The sequence below is a fragment of the Aeromonas sp. 5HA1 genome, assembly GCF_029237245.1.
Classification (GTDB): Bacteria; Pseudomonadota; Gammaproteobacteria; order Enterobacterales; family Aeromonadaceae; genus Aeromonas; species Aeromonas salmonicida.
In genome coordinates this window covers 1-16,058 of record NZ_JAACFW010000040.1, presented here as the reverse complement: position 1 = coordinate 16,058, position 16,058 = coordinate 1, and the positions used below count along the sequence as shown (strand labels likewise).

Below are 16,058 nucleotides of genomic sequence, written 5' to 3'. Positions count from 1 at the left end.
GTGGATATCTACAAGGTGGAGCGGCCGCATCATGCGTTGAAATACAGAACCCCCGATGCAGTGCATCGGGGGTTCTGAGTGGAGAAATGCTAGCCGAAAATGTGTAAACCTATTTCAGGACTAGACACGGCTCACTGCCACTGCTCACCTTCATCCGGGTAAGGCAGCAGGTCCGGGTTGATGGGGCCCGGGATTCGCTTTTCTTCATCCGCCCATTCGCCAAGATCGATCAGCTGGCAGCGTTTGCTGCAGAAGGGGCGGAACGGGCTCTGCGGCCCCCATTCCAATTCGGTTTTACACGTCGGGCACTTTACTTTGGTGACCATGGTTACTCCTTAGCAGCAGGCGAGCTGGAAGGGAACGTCGCCAATCTGTTGCTCTGTAGTGGGCAGGAAGCGCAGCGCGAAACGGTTCTTGTGGCCGCTCAGCGTCGGATAGCACTGCTGGGCATCGGGCAGGCGGATGCGGATCAGTTCCGCATTCTCGGCAGTATCCTGAAAGAAACCATTGGTAGCGATCTCGTCGCTGAAGTTGCCGGATTCACGCCATAGCCGCAGCAATAGTGTAATGGCATTCATCAGCAGATTGATGTCGCTGAGCCAAAGTTGCATCTGCTGGTTGCGAACAATCGTCGGCGTACCCAGCCAGTGATGCAGTTGCGGTACATCGAAGGCGCACAGACCGCCCGGAATGGAGAAGCGCTGACGGATGGAGCCGAGCAGTCTATCCTCTTTCAGCCGAGCGCCGGGGCGTGAGGCACTGAGCAGGTTGCGAGAGAGCTGGGTGCTTTCCTGCTGCATCTGTTTGATCTGTTCCAGATCGACATCCGGCAGACTGGCCCAGTGGCTCAGACGCTGGCCGAGACGCTCCAGATCCTTGATGAGATCGGCTCGCAGGTCTCCGCGCTCCAGCAATTCTTGCAGATCGAACAGCCCCTTGAAAAAGGCGATGTGTGCCCAGGACTGGTCACTGTCCAGATTGTCGCGGATCTGGGAAAAGAGAGACTCCAGACGAAGATAGGTCCGGCTTTTTTCATTGAGGGGAAAATCGTAAATCATGCCTAATCCTGGCCAGCCATAAACCGGCCTAGTGTACTCACACTTGACTGGCTTGTTGAGAGGCAAATGCCATATATGTCTCGTGCAGCGCTAAAATCCGGCGCTTTATGGTCTCGGCTGCGTCATTTTGGTTGTCCAGCACGTCATCGGCTGCCGCGAGCCGCTCGGCACGGCTTGCCTGTGCAGCCAGAATGGCCTCTGCTTGCGCTCGGCTAACGCCATCCCGGCGGCAGGTCCGCTCAATCTGGGTTGCCTCATCCACGTCGATCACCAGCACCCGGTTGGCGAGGCCGGTGAGTTTGTTTTCCACCAGCAGCGGCACCACCAGCAGGCAGTAAGGTGAGCGGGCCGCGGCACACTGGCGTTGCATCTCGCTGCGAATGAGCGGATGGAGCAGGCCGTTGAGCCAGGCTTTGGCGTCAGGATCGCTGAATACCCGCTCCCGCAGGCGGCGCCGATCGAGCCGGCCTTGTGGATCCAGCATCTCGGGGCCAAACTGGGCGGCGATGGCGGCCAGGGCCGGTGTGCCGGGCTCCACGACTTCGCGAGCGATGACGTCCGCATCCACTATGTCTATGCCAAGCTCGGCAAATTGGTTGGCAATGGTGGTTTTTCCACTGCCAATACCGCCTGTGATTGCAACGATATACATGGGTCAGTGCACCCTTTTTTCAGAGGATAGTGGAGAGATACCAGCGGGTGATGCTATCGCCCCAGAGCAGTGCGATCCAGCCTGCGATGGCGAGATAGGGGCCAAAGGGGATGGGTTTGCTCTGGTGATGGTTGCGCAGCAAAATGAGGCCAATGCCGAAGATGGCGCCGACCAGAGAAGAGAGCAGCAGTACTATGGGCAGCGCCTGCCAGCCAAGCCAGGCTCCCAGCGCTGCCAGCAGTTTGAAGTCCCCATAGCCCATGCCCTCCTTGCCGGTAAGCAGCTTGAAGGCCCAGTAGAGGCTCCACAGCACCAGATAGCCTGCCATGGCGCCGATGACCGCATCGCCGAGAGGCACGTATCCGCCAAGCAGGTTGAACAGCAGCCCGCCCCACAGCAGCGGCAAGGTGAGCTGGTCCGGCAGCAGCATCTTGTCCAGATCGATAAAGGTGAGCGCCACCAGCACCCAGGTCAGCAGGAGGGCAGCCAGCGTGCCCCAGCCAGGGGTGAGCGTCATGGCAACCACCACAGAGAGCAGAGCGGTCAGCAGCTCCACCAGCGGATAGCGAGCCGAAATGGCGGCCTGGCAGCCCCGGCAGCGACCTTTGAGCCAGAGCCAGCTCAGCAGGGGAATGTTTTCCAAGGCCGTTATGGGGTGATTGCAGTGAGGGCAGCAGGAGCGCGGCACCATCAGATTGTAGCGCTCGTCATCTTCTGGCTGCGGCGTGTCTGAACTGAAATAGCTGCGATATTCGGCCTGCCACTCCCGTTCCAGCATGATGGGCAGGCGGTGGATCACCACGTTGAGAAAGCTGCCGATCATCAGGGAGAAGAGAAATACCAGCGAGAAGTAGAGCCATGGCAAGCCGTGTGCCAGCTCGAGAAGAAGTGTCATAACCAACCGTCTGTCATGAAATTGGGAAAAGGGCATGCCGTTGTGAGTGCACACCCTCGCGGATCAGCCTACCACGTCACCCAGCTTGAAGATGGGCAGGTACATGGCGACGACCATGCCGCCGACCAGTACCCCCAGCACCACCATGATGAGAGGCTCCAGCAGGCTGGTGAGGCCGTCGACCAAGTCATCGACCTCTTGCTCGAAGATGGTCGCGACCTTGGAGAGCATATCATCGATGGCGCCTGACTCCTCACCGATCATCACCATCTGGATCACCATGTCGGGGAAGAGATCCACGGTGCGCATGGCCACGTTGATCTGCATGCCGGCTACCACCTCGTTGCGAATGGCCATGACGGCGGTACGATAGACATAGTTGCCTGAGGCGCCGGCGGCCGAGATCAGTGCATCCACCAGGGGTATGCCCGCCGAGAAGGTGGTGGAGAGGGTGCGGGCGAAGCGGGCCATGGCCGCCTTGTGCAGTATCATGCCCACCACGGGAATGGTGAGGATGAACTTGTCTGTGTTGTCTTTGACCTTCTGGGACGCGCGCCACGCCCGTACATAAAGGAAAATGCCAAGCCCTATCCCGCCAAAAATCACATACCACCAATTCTGCATGAAGCGGGAGATGCCGATGACAAACTGGGTGAAGATGGGCAGCTCGGCACCAAAGCTCTTGAAGATGTCCTCGAACTGCGGGATGACGAACAGCAGCAGTATGGAGGTGACGACGATGGCGACCAGGATGACCATGGCGGGATAGAACATCGCCTTCTTGATCTTGGACTTGAGCGCTTCCGATTTTTCTCTATAGGTGGCGATGCGATCGTAGATGGTTTCCAGGGCGCCGGATTGCTCGCCCGCTTCCACCAGATCGCAATAGAGCGCATCAAAGTGGCGAGGGTGGCGGCGCAGGGCATCTGACATCGGGGTGCCTGTCTCCACATCGGCAGCGATCTGGCCCATCAGCTCGCGCATCGCGGCTTTTTCATGGCTGCGTGCTATGATCTGCAGGCTCTGCACCAGAGGTACCCCGGCGGAGAGCATTGTGGTGATCTGACGGGAAACGATGGCGATATCCATCGGTTTGATCCTGGCGCCACCCTTGGAAAAAAGCCCCTGGCTCTTTTTGCTCACTCTGGTGACATTGACCCCCTGCTTGCGCAGTTCGGCCTTGACCGTATTGATGCTGTCGGCCTGCAGCTCGCCGGATACCTTCTGACCCTTGCGATTTACCCCGCTCCAGCGGAAGGCAAAGACTTTCTTGGGGGCATTCTGTTTTTGCGTTAGCGTTGCCATCACTGCATCCTGCAATTGGGCGCTGGCATCCGAGCCACTCTCTTGTTGCCTGGATGCCCTGGCCTGATGGGAATCGTCAAGGATGCCGGTTCGGCATCACCTGGATCAGTCAGTTTGATTGGAAATGGTCTGTCAGTTGGTGGTCACCCGGTTGATCTCTGCCAGGCTGGTCACCCCCAGGCGGGCCTTCTCCAGGCCCGAGACACGCAGGGTTCGCATCCCCTCTTTTTGAGCAATCGCTGCAATTTGCAGGGAGTTGGCCCCTTGCATGATCAATTTTGCAATGTTTTCAGACATTAGCATGATTTCGTAGATACCGACCCGACCCTTGTAGCCTCCCGAGCACTCTTTGCAGCCTACTGGCTTGAACAGGCGCAAGCCGGCGGCCAACTGCTGCTGGGTGAAGCCCAGCTCCAGCAGTTCAGCTTCGGGCACCACTTCCGGCGCCTTGCAGTGATCGCAGAGCTTGCGAGCGAGGCGTTGGGCCATGATGAGGGTTACCGAAGAGGCGATGTTGAAGGCCGGGACCCCCATGTTCATCATCCGGGTCAGGGTTTCGGCAGCCGAGTTGGTGTGCAGGGTGGAGAGCACCAGGTGGCCGGTCTGGGCGGCTTTGATGGCAATCTCGGCGGTTTCCAGATCCCGGATTTCCCCCACCATCACCACATCGGGATCCTGGCGAAGAAAGGAGCGCAGGGCGCTGGCGAAGGTCAGCCCCGCCTTGGGATTGACTTGTACCTGGTTGACGCCGGGCAGGTTGATCTCCACTGGATCTTCGGCAGTGGAGATGTTGACCTCTGTGGTGTTGAGAATATTGAGGCCGGTATAGAGAGAGACCGTCTTGCCAGAGCCGGTCGGGCCTGTCACCAGTATCATGCCCTGGGGCTTGGAGAGGGCACGGAGATACTGCGCCTTCTGCCGGTCGTCGAAGCCGAGCTGTTCGATATTGAGCCGCGCCGCTGAGGAGTCGAGCAGACGGATAACGATCTTCTCGCCCCACATGGTGGGCAGTGTGTTGACCCGCATATCCATGGATTTGTTGCGCGACAGCTTGAGCTTGATGCGACCGTCCTGGGGCAGCCGTCGCTCGGCGATATCGAGCCGCGCCATCACCTTGAGGCGGGCCGAAAAGCGGTTGGCCAGATTGACCGGCGGCGTCGCTATCTCGTGCAGTATGCCATCGATCCGAAAGCGGATACGGTACTTGGTCTCATAGGGTTCGAAGTGCAGATCCGAGGCGCCGCGCTTGATGGCATCCATCATGATTTTGTTGATGTATTTGACGATGGGGGCATCGTCATCTGCGGTATTGACGCTCTCATCGAGGCGGGAGTTTTCGTCCGAGACTTCCAGCTCGGAAATTTCAGACTCGTCGATATCCTCCATGCCGAGGGCATCCTGCTCGCTTTCCAGCAGCTTGCCGATGGCGGCGGTAAGCTTGTTCTCTTCCACCAGCAGAGCTTCGGTATGGAGCCCAAAGCTGAAGCCAAAATCCTCCAGTGCCGACACATTGGTCGGGTCCGACATGGCGATATAGAGGGTGTGCCCCTGGGTGTAGATGGGCAGCACATGGTGTTTCTCAATCAGTTTCTGATTGAGGTACTTCTGCGGGATCTCGGCCAGGTCGAAGGCGGCAAGATCCAGCAGAGGTACCCCATATTCCAGCTCGCAAAAATCCGCCAGCGCCTTGCTGTCGAGGATCTCGTTTTCAATCAGAAATGTCACGAAGGGTTTGCGCTGGGCCTTGGCTTGGCTCAGGTAACGCTGTGAGTCGGACTCACTGAGCAGGGATGAGGCGGCCAGGCTTAACGCCAGGCCGCTATTGGGGCTAGAGGTCATGCGTTAGCAGATACCGGCACCAGTACAGGTTGAAGCTGAACTGGCCGCCCAGTTGACTTTTCCGCTAGTGACTGTAGGCACCAAAATATAGTTTTCCCCCGCAAGTCCATTGCCGTTGATAGCCGTGGCAGTAATTGCGTTAGTTGTATCGCTGATTTCAACTGTAGCTACATTGCCATTTGCAACGCTGACCGCAGGAGGAACACCGTTTGTTCCTGCATCACAAGCGGAAAGTGCTCCATCTGCTGCTGCAGTCGTTTGGGCACATATCTCTATTGCGGTTTTATATGGCCCTACTGCGGAAACCACTTCTGTAAACTTGGCCTTTTTGGTGTAAGTCTGATACGCAGGCAGCGCGATGGCGGCCAGGATGGCGACGATCGCGACCACGATCATCAGTTCGATAAGGGTAAAGCCTGATTGCTTCTTCATGTCAAATATCCTTTTGTCCTTGGTTCCTGAGACGTGCTGGTGGAAAACTATCCACACGTCAGTATCTTATCCGAGCTGTTCGACTTGGCAACAGAGCGCATCGCCTTTGTTAACTAGTTTCCTGTCATTTGCGAGGAACTTGATATAAATCATGGATGAAGAGCCTCTACTGGCTCTTTTTTACTGGCGGGATGGGGTCCATCATCACACTCCTTTGCTGAGGGATCCTGCATAAAGAAAAGGCGCCCGTGGCGCCTTTTGCAAGTCCTTCATCTTCTTATATGTCAGCTGAGCCATGATGGGATCGCGAGTCTTGCTCAGTTGGCTTTATCCAGCTAAATAAAGCGCATGGAGAGATCCAGTGCCCGCACATGCTTGGTCAGTGCCCCTACCGAGATAAAGTCGACGCCGGTGGCGGCATATTCTGCCAGCGTGTCCAGCGTCACATTGCCGGAGACCTCCAGCTTGGCACTGCCCTGATTGAGGGCCACGGCCTCGCGCATCATGGGCACATCGAAGTTGTCCAGCATCACTATATCGGCGTTGGCGGCCAGTGCCTGTGCCAGCTCGGCCAGGGATTCGACCTCCACCTCAACCGGTTTGCCCGGATTGAGGCGGCGGGCTTCTGTGATGGCTTCGCTTATGCCGCCGCAGGCAAGGATATGGTTCTCCTTGATGAGGTAGGCGTCGAACAGGCCGATTCTGTGATTCTTGCCACCGCCACAAGTGACTGCGTATTTCTGGGCGGTGCGCAGGCCAGGCAGGGTTTTGCGGGTATCGAGCAGACGGCAGCGGGTGCCGGCCAGTTCGGCCACATAGCGGGCGGTGAGGGTGGCAACACCCGAGAGGGTCTGCACGAAGTTCAGTGCGTTGCGCTCGCCGGTCAGCAAGACGCGGGCCGGGCCGTGCAGGCGAAACAGCTCCTGATTGGGAGAGAGCGGTTCGCCATCTTGCACCAGCCACTCCACCTTTACCTCGCCGCCGAGCTGGGCGAACACTTCATCCACCCAGGGTTGGCCACAGAAGACGCCCGCCTCCCGGGTGATGACCCGGGCGCTGGCAATGCGATCCGCCGGGATCAGCTGGGCCGTGATATCGGCGCTGGCATCCGGTTGATCGAGCGTGGTGAGGGCCTGACCTAGGTCTTCGAGTAGCGCGGCGCGCACGGCGCGGCTGATATCCTGTTGAAACATGCCTTTATTCCTGCAAGGGTCTGAGAAGCAACTGCCTGTCTTTTTGGCGCAATTCCAGCCGGCCGAGGGCATTCATGCCCACCAGGATCTCGTCCCCGCCGGCCGCTGGATTGATAAAGATGGGCAAATCGTACAAGGTCAGCGGACCCATCGCCAGGGTTTCGATCTGACCGGTCTGAACCTGGATGGTGCCGGCTGCCGTGTTGACACGGCTATGGCCGCTGGGGGTCAGTCCGATGCGCTCGGCCACATGCAGCGGCACTGTGACCCGGGTTGCGCCCGTGTCCAGCAGCAGTTGCACCGGTTGGCCGTTGATGGCACCCTCCAGACGATAATGGCCGCTGGCATCGGCTTTGAGCCGCAGCTCGCCGCTGGCGGTCACGGTCGGTTGCGAGCTGTGGTGGAAATAGAGGGTCAGCAGCCCCATCAGAGAGAGCCAGGCCAGCAACCAGAAGCGGCGTGCCATAGGGTGCATATCCTTTCCTGCGTTGGGCAACAGAGGGCTCAGCCTATCACAGGTGCCTGACTGGATTCAGGCGATTGCGGCGACCGTGAGAGGCAGATCATCTTGCTGTCCAGTCGCCCCTTGTCAAGTGCGCCATTCCATTGCAGAACGAGTAGATGATGACCCAGCCTAACGCAGTTTTTTCCATTGATTCAGACGGTTGGTGTGAGCAGGCGCGCAAGGTGCCGTCACCGCACCACAACGAGCGAGCCAGTGTGGACGATGTCTCCCTGCTGGTGGTACACGGCATCAGCCTGCCGCCAGGGGAGTTCGGCGGTCCCTGGATTGACGATCTCTTTCTGGGCCGGCTCGATCCGACCGCGCATCCCTATTTCGCCGGCATTCATCAGCTGCGGGTCTCGGCCCACTGCCTGATCCGGCGGGACGGTGAGCTGGTGCAATACGTACCGTTTGGCGCCCGCGCCTGGCATGCCGGGATATCGAGCTGGGAGGGGAGAGAGGCCTGCAACGATTTTTCCATCGGCATCGAGCTGGAGGGGACCGACGAGCAGCCCTACAGCGATGCGCAATATGAGGTACTGTCAGGGCTCAGTCGAACCATATCTCGCCATTATCCTGCCATTACGGCGCAACGAATTGTCGGCCATTGTGATATCGCCCCCGGTCGCAAGACGGATCCGGGTGACAGTTTCGAATGGCAGCGTTATCGGCAAATGCTCAACTTTAAGTAAATATTCTAAAGATAAGTTAGTGTTTTTAAAATCAATGGCTTGCCTTTGTGGCAGGCCATTTTTTCCTGCTGTTGATCAAATGTTGCCTGTGAGCCAGCTCAAAAATATTGGTCAGACCAATTTCTATGAGCTAAATCATAAATCCCTCTTTTTACCCCTTAAGTGGCAAAGCTGAACCTTGATTCAGATCATCTTTTGGGTGGACTTTTTCCAAGCCCTCTGCTAATTTTCGCCCCATTCATGAAATTGGTAATACCAATTTAACAAAGCAGCCTCATGCCCTATCTCAAGATTACTCAACCCAAGCTGGCCGACGCCATTGTCGCCGAGTTGGAACAGATGATTCTGGAAGGCAGTTTGCAACCGGGCCAGAAGTTGCCGCCCGAGCGGGAACTCGCCATCCAGTTTCAGGTATCGCGCCCCTCCCTGCGCGAAGCCATCCAGCGCCTGGAAGCCAGAGGACTCTTGTATCGCCGTCAGGGCGGTGGCACTTACGTACAAAATGCCTTGAGCAAGGGGATCGCCGATCCCCTGTTTGAGCTGCTCAGCACCCACCCGGAAGCCCAGTATGACCTGCTGGAGTTTCGTCACGCGCTGGAAGGCATCTGTGCCTACTATGCTGCGTTGCGGGGAACCGATGCCGACTTCGAGCGGATACGCAATGCGCAGTCCGCCATCGAGGAAGCCGGCCAGCAAGGTTCGCTGGTCACCGAATCCGCCGCCGTTACCCAGTTTTATCTGGCGGTGGCCGAGGCGTCCCACAACGTGGTGCTGCTGCACCTGTTGCGGGCCATGGGCCCCATGCTTGAGCAGAACATTTTACGCAATAACGAAATTTTGAATCGCCGTCCGGGAGTGGTAGCCAAGATACGTCGCCATCGTGCGCATCTGATCGAGGCTATCCTGTCGGGGGCTCCGGAGCGGGCCAGGGCTGCTTGTCATGAGCACCTGGCCTTTATCGAGGACACCTTGTTGGATGTGCAGAGGGAAGACAGCCGGATCCAGCGATCCATGCGTCGGATCCGTCAGCAGGAAAACTAATCCCACAAGGCTTTATTGTCGAATGCTTGCGCCCTTCGCCGTGCAATGCCGTGCAATCACAACAAAATAGGAACCAGCCATGTCTGATATCCTGAAGAACGATGTGGACCCGATAGAAACGCTGGAGTGGCTTGCCTCTCTGGAATCCCTGCTGCGTGAAGAGGGTCCGCAACGCGCTCAGTTCATTCTTGAACAACTGGCCGAGAAAGCCCGCGTGAGCGGTGTGGACGTGGCTGCCAAGGCGAATCGCGACTACATCAACACCATCCCGTCCAGTGACGAACCGGCTTACCCGGGCGATCTGGAGATGGAACGTCGCATCCGCGCCATCATCCGCTGGAACGCCATGATGATAGTGCTGCGCGCCTCCAAGAAAGACCTGGACCTCGGCGGTCACATGTCTTCCTTCGCTTCCTCTGCGACCATCTACGAAGTTTGCTACAACCACTTCTTCCGCGCTCGCAGCGAGAAGGACGGTGGTGATCTGGTTTACTTCCAGGGTCACATCTCCCCGGGCATCTACGCCCGTGCGTTCGCTGAAGGTCGTCTGACCGAAGATCAGCTGGACAACTTCCGTCAGGAAGTGGACGGCAAGGGTATCCCTTCCTATCCGCACCCGAAACTGATGCCGGACTTCTGGCAGTTCCCGACCGTTTCCATGGGTCTGGGCCCTATCGCCGCCATCTATCAGGCCCGCTTCCTGAAGTACCTGACCGACCGTGGCATCAAGGATTGCTCCGAGCAGACCGTTTACGCCTTCCTGGGTGACGGCGAGATGGACGAGCCGGAAGCCAAGGGTGCCCTGACCGTTGCCGTGCGTGAAAAGCTCGACAACCTGGTCTTCGTGGTCAACTGCAACCTGCAGCGTCTGGATGGTCCGGTCGTAGGTAACGGCAAGGTCATCAACGAGCTGGAAGGCCTGTTCGCAGGTGCCGGCTGGGATGTCACCAAGGTTATCTGGGGTCGCAAGTGGGATGAGCTGCTGAAGAAAGACACTTCCGGCAAGCTGATCCAGCTGATGAACGAAACCGTGGACGGCGACTATCAGACCATGAAGTCCCGCGATGGCGGCTACGTGCGTGAGCACTTCTTCAACCGTTACCCGGAAACCGCCGCGCTGGTCAAAGACATGACCGACGAGGAGATCTTCGCCCTGAACCGCGGTGGTCACGACCCCCGCAAACTGTTCGCCGCTTTCTCCAAAGCCGCAGCGACCAAGGGCAAGCCGACCGTCATCCTGGCCAAGACCATCAAGGGTTACGGCATGGGCGACGCGGCCGAAGGCAAGAACATTGCCCACCAGGTCAAGAAGATGGATCTGGGCTCTGTGCGTCACCTGCGCGATCGTTTCAGCCTGCCGGTCACCGACGAGCAGCTGGAAAACCTGCCGTACCTGAAGATCGAAGAGGGTACCGAAGAGCACAAATACCTGCACGCCCGCCGTGCCGCGCTGAAGGGCTATGTACCGACCCGTCTGCGTGAGACCACCACCAAGCTGGACATCCCGGCGCTGGAGACCTTTGGTCCCCTGCTGGGTGAGCAGGCTCGCGAGATCTCCACCACAATGGCGTTCGTGCGTTCCCTGAATGTGCTGCTGAAAGACAAGTCCATCGGCAAGCGCATAGTACCGATCCTGGCTGACGAAGCCCGTACCTTCGGTATGGAAGGTCTGTTCCGCCAGATCGGCATCTACAGCCCGCACGGTCAGCAGTACACCCCGCAAGACCGCGACATCGTCTCCTACTACAAGGAAGACAAGCAGGGTCAGGTTCTGCAAGACGGTATCAACGAGCTGGGCGCCATGTCCTCCTGGCTGGCTGCTGCGACCTCTTACAGCACCAACGACTGCCCGATGATCCCGTTCTACATCTACTACTCCATGTTCGGCTTCCAGCGCGTCGGCGACATGGCGTGGGCAGCCGGTGACCAGCAAGCCCGTGGCTTCCTGCTGGGCGCGACCTCGGGTCGTACCACCCTTAACGGTGAAGGTCTGCAGCACGAAGATGGGCACAGCCATATCCTGGCGAACACCATCCCGAACTGCATCTCCTATGACCCGTCCTACGCCTATGAAGTAGCGGTTATCGTCCAGGACGGCCTGCGTCGCATGTACGGTGAGAAGCCGGAGAACGTCTTCTACTACATCACTACCCTGAACGAAAACTATGCCATGCCGGCCATGCCGGAAGGTGCAGAAGAGGGTATTCGCAAGGGTATCTACAAGCTGGAAACCGTTGCTGGCACCAAGGGCAAGGTACAGCTGCTGGGTTGTGGTTCTATCCTGGGTCATGTGCGCACCGCCGCCCAGATCCTGGCCAGCGAATACGGCGTGGGTTCCGACGTGTTCAGCGTCACCTCCTTCAACGAACTGGCCCGTGACGGTCAGGACGTGGATCGCTGGAACATGCTGCACCCGACCGCCGAGGCTCGCGTACCCTACATCGCGACCGTACTGGGTTCTGAAGCCACCATAGCCGCGACCGACTACATGAAGTCCTTCGCTGATCAGGTGCGTGCCTTCGTACCGACCGAGCACTACCGTGTGCTGGGTACCGACGGTTACGGCCGTTCCGACAGCCGTGCCAACCTGCGTCGTCACTTCGAAGTGAACGAATTCTACGTGGTGGTTGCTGCTCTGACCGAACTGGCCAAGCGCGGCGAGATCGACAAGCAGGTTGTGGCTGACGCCATCGCCAAGTACGGCATCGATGCCGACAAGGTCAACCCGCTGTACGCGTAAGAGGATCGAGTGCAGTGCCGGGACACATTGCCCGGCACTGCCTTGCAAAGGTTAACGCGACAGACGCGTAAGAGGATAAAGCACTATGTCCAAACAGATTATGGTTCCGGATATCGGCGCCGATGAAGTTGAAGTCACCGAGATCATGGTGGCCGTGGGTGACAAGGTCGAGCTTGACCAGTCCCTGATTGCCGTGGAAGGTGACAAAGCCTCCATGGAAGTACCGGCACCGGCTGCCGGTATCGTCAAAGAGATCCTGATCAAGGTGGGTGACAAGGTTGCCACCGGTTCCCAGATCATGATCTTCGAAGCGGAAGGCGCTGCTGCGCCGGCGCCTGCCCAGGCTGCCGCCCCTGTTGCTGCTGCCGCTCCCGCTGCCCCTGTGGCCGCCGCGCGCAAAGATGTGCACGTACCGGACATAGGTGACGACGAAGTGGACGTGACCGAAATCATGGTTGCCGTGGGCGACATGGTTGAAGCCGACCAGTCCATCATTGCCGTGGAAGGTGACAAGGCCTCCATGGAAGTGCCTGCGCCGTTCGCGGGCCGCGTGGTCGAGATCAAGGTTGCTGCTGGCGCCAAGGTGTCTACCGGTTCTCTGGTGATGGTATTTGAAGTGGCGGGTGCCGCGCCTGCCGCCGTTGCTGCGCCGGTTGAGACTGCTGCTCCCGTGGCTGCTGCCCCTGTGGCCGCCGCTGCCAAAGAGGTCAATGTACCTGACATCGGCGGTGACGAAGTCGAAGTGACCGAGATCATGGTCGCCGTGGGTGACAAGGTCGACGCCGACCAGTCCCTGATCGCCGTGGAAGGTGACAAGGCCTCCATGGAAGTGCCTGCACCGTTCGCCGGCATCGTCAAAGAGATCAAGGTGAAGGCGGGTGACAAGGTCTCCACCGGTTCCCTGATCATGGTATTCGAAGTGGCAGGTGCTGCTCCGGCCGCTGCCGCTCCGGTTGCTCAGGCCGCCGCCCCGGTCGCGGCTGCCCCTGTTGCCGCTGCTCCGGCTCCGGTTGCCCAGGCTGCTGCCGCTTCCGACTTCGTTGCCAATGACGCTTACGTACATGCCGCACCGGCCGTACGTCGCCTGGCCCGTGAGTTCGGTATCAACCTGGCCAAGGTGAAAGCCTCCGGTCGCAAGGGTCGCATCGTCAAAGAAGACGTGCAGGCCTATGTGAAGGATGCAGTCAAGCGTGCCGAGTCTGCTCCGGCAGCCGGTACCGGCACTGGCAACGGCATGAGTGTCCTGCCATGGCCCAAGGTTGACTTCAGCAAGTTCGGCCCGGTCGAAGAGCTGGAATTGACCCGGATCCAGAAGATCTCCGGTCCTGCCCTGCATCGCAACTGGGCCATGATCCCGCACGTCACCCAGTTCGACGAAGCCGATACCACCGAGCTGGAAGCGTTCCGCAAAGAGCAGAACGCGATGCTCGAGAAGCAGAAGTCGGACGTGAAGATCACCCCGCTTGTGTTCATCCTGAAAGCCGCCGCCAAGGCCCTGGAAGCACACCCACGCTTCTGCAGTGCCCTGTCCGAAGACGGCAGCAAGCTGATCATGAAGAAGTACATCCACATCGGTGTGGCAGTAGACACTCCGGGGGGCCTGGTGGTTCCTGTGGTGCGTGACGTCAACAAGAAGGGCATCTACGAGCTGTCTCGCGATCTGGCCGAGATCTCCAAGAAGGCCCGTGCCGGCAAGCTGACCGCTGCCGACATGCAGGGCGGTTGCTTCACCATCTCCAGCCTGGGTGGCATCGGCGGTACCAGCTTTACCCCGATCGTCAACGCGCCGGAAGTGGCCATCCTCGGTGTTTCCAAGTCCGAGATGAAGCCGAAGTGGAATGGCAAGGAGTTCGTGCCGCGCCTGATGCTGCCGCTGGCCCTGAGCTATGACCACAGAGTCATAGACGGTGCTGACGGAGCCCGCTTCGTCACCACCTTGAGTGGTGTGTTGTCCGACATTCGTCGATTGGTCCTGTAAGTGAGAGGGCGGGCCCAGAGCCTGCCCTTTTTACTTCTCATTTCATTAACAGGATTGTAAACTTGCCCCGTTTTTTCACGGTTGCAGCCGCCTTGTTTGGCATTGAGTTGGCATAAGACTGCGCCGTCCGGGGATATATAAGAACGACAAAGAGGTCATGATGAGTAAAGAAATCAAAACTCAGGTCGTAGTACTGGGTGCTGGCCCTGCCGGTTATTCCGCTGCTTTCCGTGCCGCCGATCTGGGTCTGGATACCATTATCGTCGAGCGTTACTCCACCCTGGGTGGCGTCTGCCTGAACGTGGGTTGTATCCCGTCCAAGGCACTGCTGCACGTCGCCAAAGTCATTGAAGAAGCCAAGGCGCTGTCCGAACACGGCATCATCTTCGGTGCCCCGCAGACCGACATCGACAAGGTTCGCCTGTGGAAAGAGAAGGTCATCAACCAGCTGACCGGCGGTCTGGCTGGCATGGCCAAGATGCGTAAAGTTCAGGTGGTCAACGGTTTCGGCAAGTTTACCGGCCCGAACACCCTCGAAGTAGACGGTGCTGACGGCAAGACGACAGTGACCTTCGACAACGCCATCATAGCGGCCGGCTCCCGTCCGGTGAAACTGCCCTTCATCCCCCATGATGACCCGCGCGTATGGGATTCAACCGATGCGCTGGAACTGACTTCCGTACCAGGCAAGCTGCTGGTGATCGGTGGTGGCATCATAGGTCTGGAGATGGGTACCGTTTACTCTTCCCTGGGTTCCGAGATCGACGTGGTGGAATTTGCCGACCAGCTGGTACCGGCTGCCGACAAAGACATCGTCAAGATCTACACCAAGCGCGTTGCCAAGAAATTCAACATCATGCTGGAGACCAAGGTCACCGCAGTTGAAGCCCGTGCAGACGGCCTGTACGTCTCCTACGAAGGCAAGCACGCCCCGGCCGAGCCGGTTCGCTACGATAACGTGCTGGTTGCCGTAGGTCGTGTGCCGAACGGCAAGCTGATGGATGCCGAGAAGGCCGGCGTTGCCGTGACCGAGCGCGGTTTCATCGAGGTGGACAAGCAGCTGCGTACCAACGTGCCTCACATCCACGCCATCGGTGACATCGTCGGTCAGCCTATGCTGGCTCACAAGGGTGTTCACGAAGGCCACGTTGCGGCCGAAGTGATCGCCGGCAAGAAGCACTACTTCGACCCGAAAGTGATCCCGTCCATCGCCTATACCGAGCCGGAGATGGCCTGGGTTGGCCTGACCGAGAAGGAAGCCAAGCAACAGGGGCTGAACTTCGAAGTCGCCACCTTCCCGTGGGCTGCGTCCGGCCGTGCCATCGCGTCCGACTGCTCCGACGGCATGACCAAGCTGATCTTCGACAAGGAGAGCGGCCGCGTCATCGGTGGTGCCATCGTGGGTACCAACGGTGGTGAACTGCTGGGTGAAATCGGTCTGGCCATCGAAATGGGTGCTGACGCCGAAGACATCGCCCTGACCATCCACGCTCACCCGACTCTGCACGAGTCAGTGGGTCTGGCTGCAGAAGTGTTCGAAGGTTCCATCACCGACCTGCCGAACGCCAAGGCCAAAAAGAAGAAGTAATTTTCTTCTCGCAGCCATGTCTAGTCCTGAAATAGGTTTACACATTTTCGGCTAGCATTTCTCCACTCAGAACCCCCGATGCACTGCATCGGGGGTTCTGTATTTCAACGCATGATGCGGCCGCTCCACGTTGTAGATAT

At 58.5% G+C, this 16,058-nt stretch carries 14 protein-coding genes; 5 read left to right on the top strand and 9 right to left on the bottom strand.

The window, feature by feature from the left end:
- Nucleotides 1-131: 131 nt before the first annotated feature.
- The 9 genes from yacG to GWQ27_RS21920 all read right to left on the bottom strand — a co-directional run bounded on the left by yacG (nucleotide 132) and on the right by GWQ27_RS21920 (nucleotide 7,849).
- Nucleotides 132-326, bottom strand: coding sequence for a DNA gyrase inhibitor YacG (gene yacG, locus GWQ27_RS21960; protein WP_005314167.1), 195 nt, complete (start codon nucleotides 324-326; stop codon nucleotides 132-134).
- Between the two features lie 9 nt (nucleotides 327-335).
- The gene (gene zapD, locus GWQ27_RS21955; protein ID WP_021140336.1) at nucleotides 336-1,058 is read right to left on the bottom strand and encodes a cell division protein ZapD; all 723 of its coding nucleotides are present in this window, start codon (nucleotides 1,056-1,058) and stop codon (nucleotides 336-338) included.
- Between the two features lie 37 nt (nucleotides 1,059-1,095).
- Nucleotides 1,096-1,710 (bottom strand): dephospho-CoA kinase, encoded by a 615-nt coding sequence (coaE, locus tag GWQ27_RS21950; protein WP_275908319.1) that lies wholly within the window; start codon nucleotides 1,708-1,710, stop codon nucleotides 1,096-1,098.
- 19 nt (nucleotides 1,711-1,729) lie between these two features.
- Nucleotides 1,730-2,605 (bottom strand): A24 family peptidase, encoded by an 876-nt coding sequence (locus tag GWQ27_RS21945; RefSeq protein WP_219614710.1) that lies wholly within the window; start codon nucleotides 2,603-2,605, stop codon nucleotides 1,730-1,732.
- Nucleotides 2,606-2,668: 63 nt separating this feature from the next.
- A complete protein-coding gene (locus GWQ27_RS21940; protein WP_059113460.1) occupies nucleotides 2,669-3,910 on the bottom strand; it encodes a type II secretion system F family protein in 1,242 nt (413 codons plus the stop codon).
- Nucleotides 3,911-4,042: 132 nt separating this feature from the next.
- On the bottom strand, nucleotides 4,043-5,749 hold the full coding sequence (tapB, locus tag GWQ27_RS21935) for a PilB family type IVa pilus assembly ATPase TapB (protein WP_059169191.1): 1,707 nt from the start codon (nucleotides 5,747-5,749) through the stop codon (nucleotides 4,043-4,045).
- A gap of 3 nt (nucleotides 5,750-5,752) precedes the next feature.
- On the bottom strand, nucleotides 5,753-6,181 hold the full coding sequence (gene tapA, locus GWQ27_RS21930; RefSeq protein WP_111588929.1) for a type IVa pilus major pilin TapA: 429 nt from the start codon (nucleotides 6,179-6,181) through the stop codon (nucleotides 5,753-5,755).
- Nucleotides 6,182-6,516: 335 nt separating this feature from the next.
- A complete protein-coding gene (gene nadC, locus GWQ27_RS21925; protein WP_275908318.1) occupies nucleotides 6,517-7,374 on the bottom strand; it encodes a carboxylating nicotinate-nucleotide diphosphorylase in 858 nt (285 codons plus the stop codon).
- Between the two features lie 4 nt (nucleotides 7,375-7,378).
- The gene (locus tag GWQ27_RS21920) at nucleotides 7,379-7,849 is read right to left on the bottom strand and encodes a retropepsin-like aspartic protease (protein ID WP_198315355.1); all 471 of its coding nucleotides are present in this window, start codon (nucleotides 7,847-7,849) and stop codon (nucleotides 7,379-7,381) included.
- 149 nt (nucleotides 7,850-7,998) lie between these two features.
- Between GWQ27_RS21920 and ampD the strand changes: the two genes are divergently transcribed.
- From ampD to lpdA, 5 genes are all read left to right on the top strand, one after another.
- Nucleotides 7,999-8,571 (top strand): 1,6-anhydro-N-acetylmuramyl-L-alanine amidase AmpD, encoded by a 573-nt coding sequence (gene ampD / locus GWQ27_RS21915; protein WP_275908317.1) that lies wholly within the window; start codon nucleotides 7,999-8,001, stop codon nucleotides 8,569-8,571.
- A gap of 276 nt (nucleotides 8,572-8,847) precedes the next feature.
- Nucleotides 8,848-9,612 (top strand): pyruvate dehydrogenase complex transcriptional repressor PdhR, encoded by a 765-nt coding sequence (gene pdhR, locus GWQ27_RS21910; RefSeq protein WP_275908316.1) that lies wholly within the window; start codon nucleotides 8,848-8,850, stop codon nucleotides 9,610-9,612.
- Between the two features lie 79 nt (nucleotides 9,613-9,691).
- Entirely contained in the window at nucleotides 9,692-12,352 is a 2,661-nt protein-coding gene (gene aceE / locus GWQ27_RS21905; protein WP_265420986.1) for a pyruvate dehydrogenase (acetyl-transferring), homodimeric type, read from the top strand.
- 85 nt (nucleotides 12,353-12,437) lie between these two features.
- A complete protein-coding gene (gene aceF, locus GWQ27_RS21900; protein WP_275908315.1) occupies nucleotides 12,438-14,330 on the top strand; it encodes a pyruvate dehydrogenase complex dihydrolipoyllysine-residue acetyltransferase in 1,893 nt (630 codons plus the stop codon).
- 160 nt (nucleotides 14,331-14,490) lie between these two features.
- Nucleotides 14,491-15,918: a dihydrolipoyl dehydrogenase gene (gene lpdA / locus GWQ27_RS21895; protein ID WP_021139031.1), complete on the top strand. Its 1,428-nt coding sequence runs from the start codon at nucleotides 14,491-14,493 to the stop codon at nucleotides 15,916-15,918.
- Nucleotides 15,919-16,058: the final 140 nt, after the last annotated feature.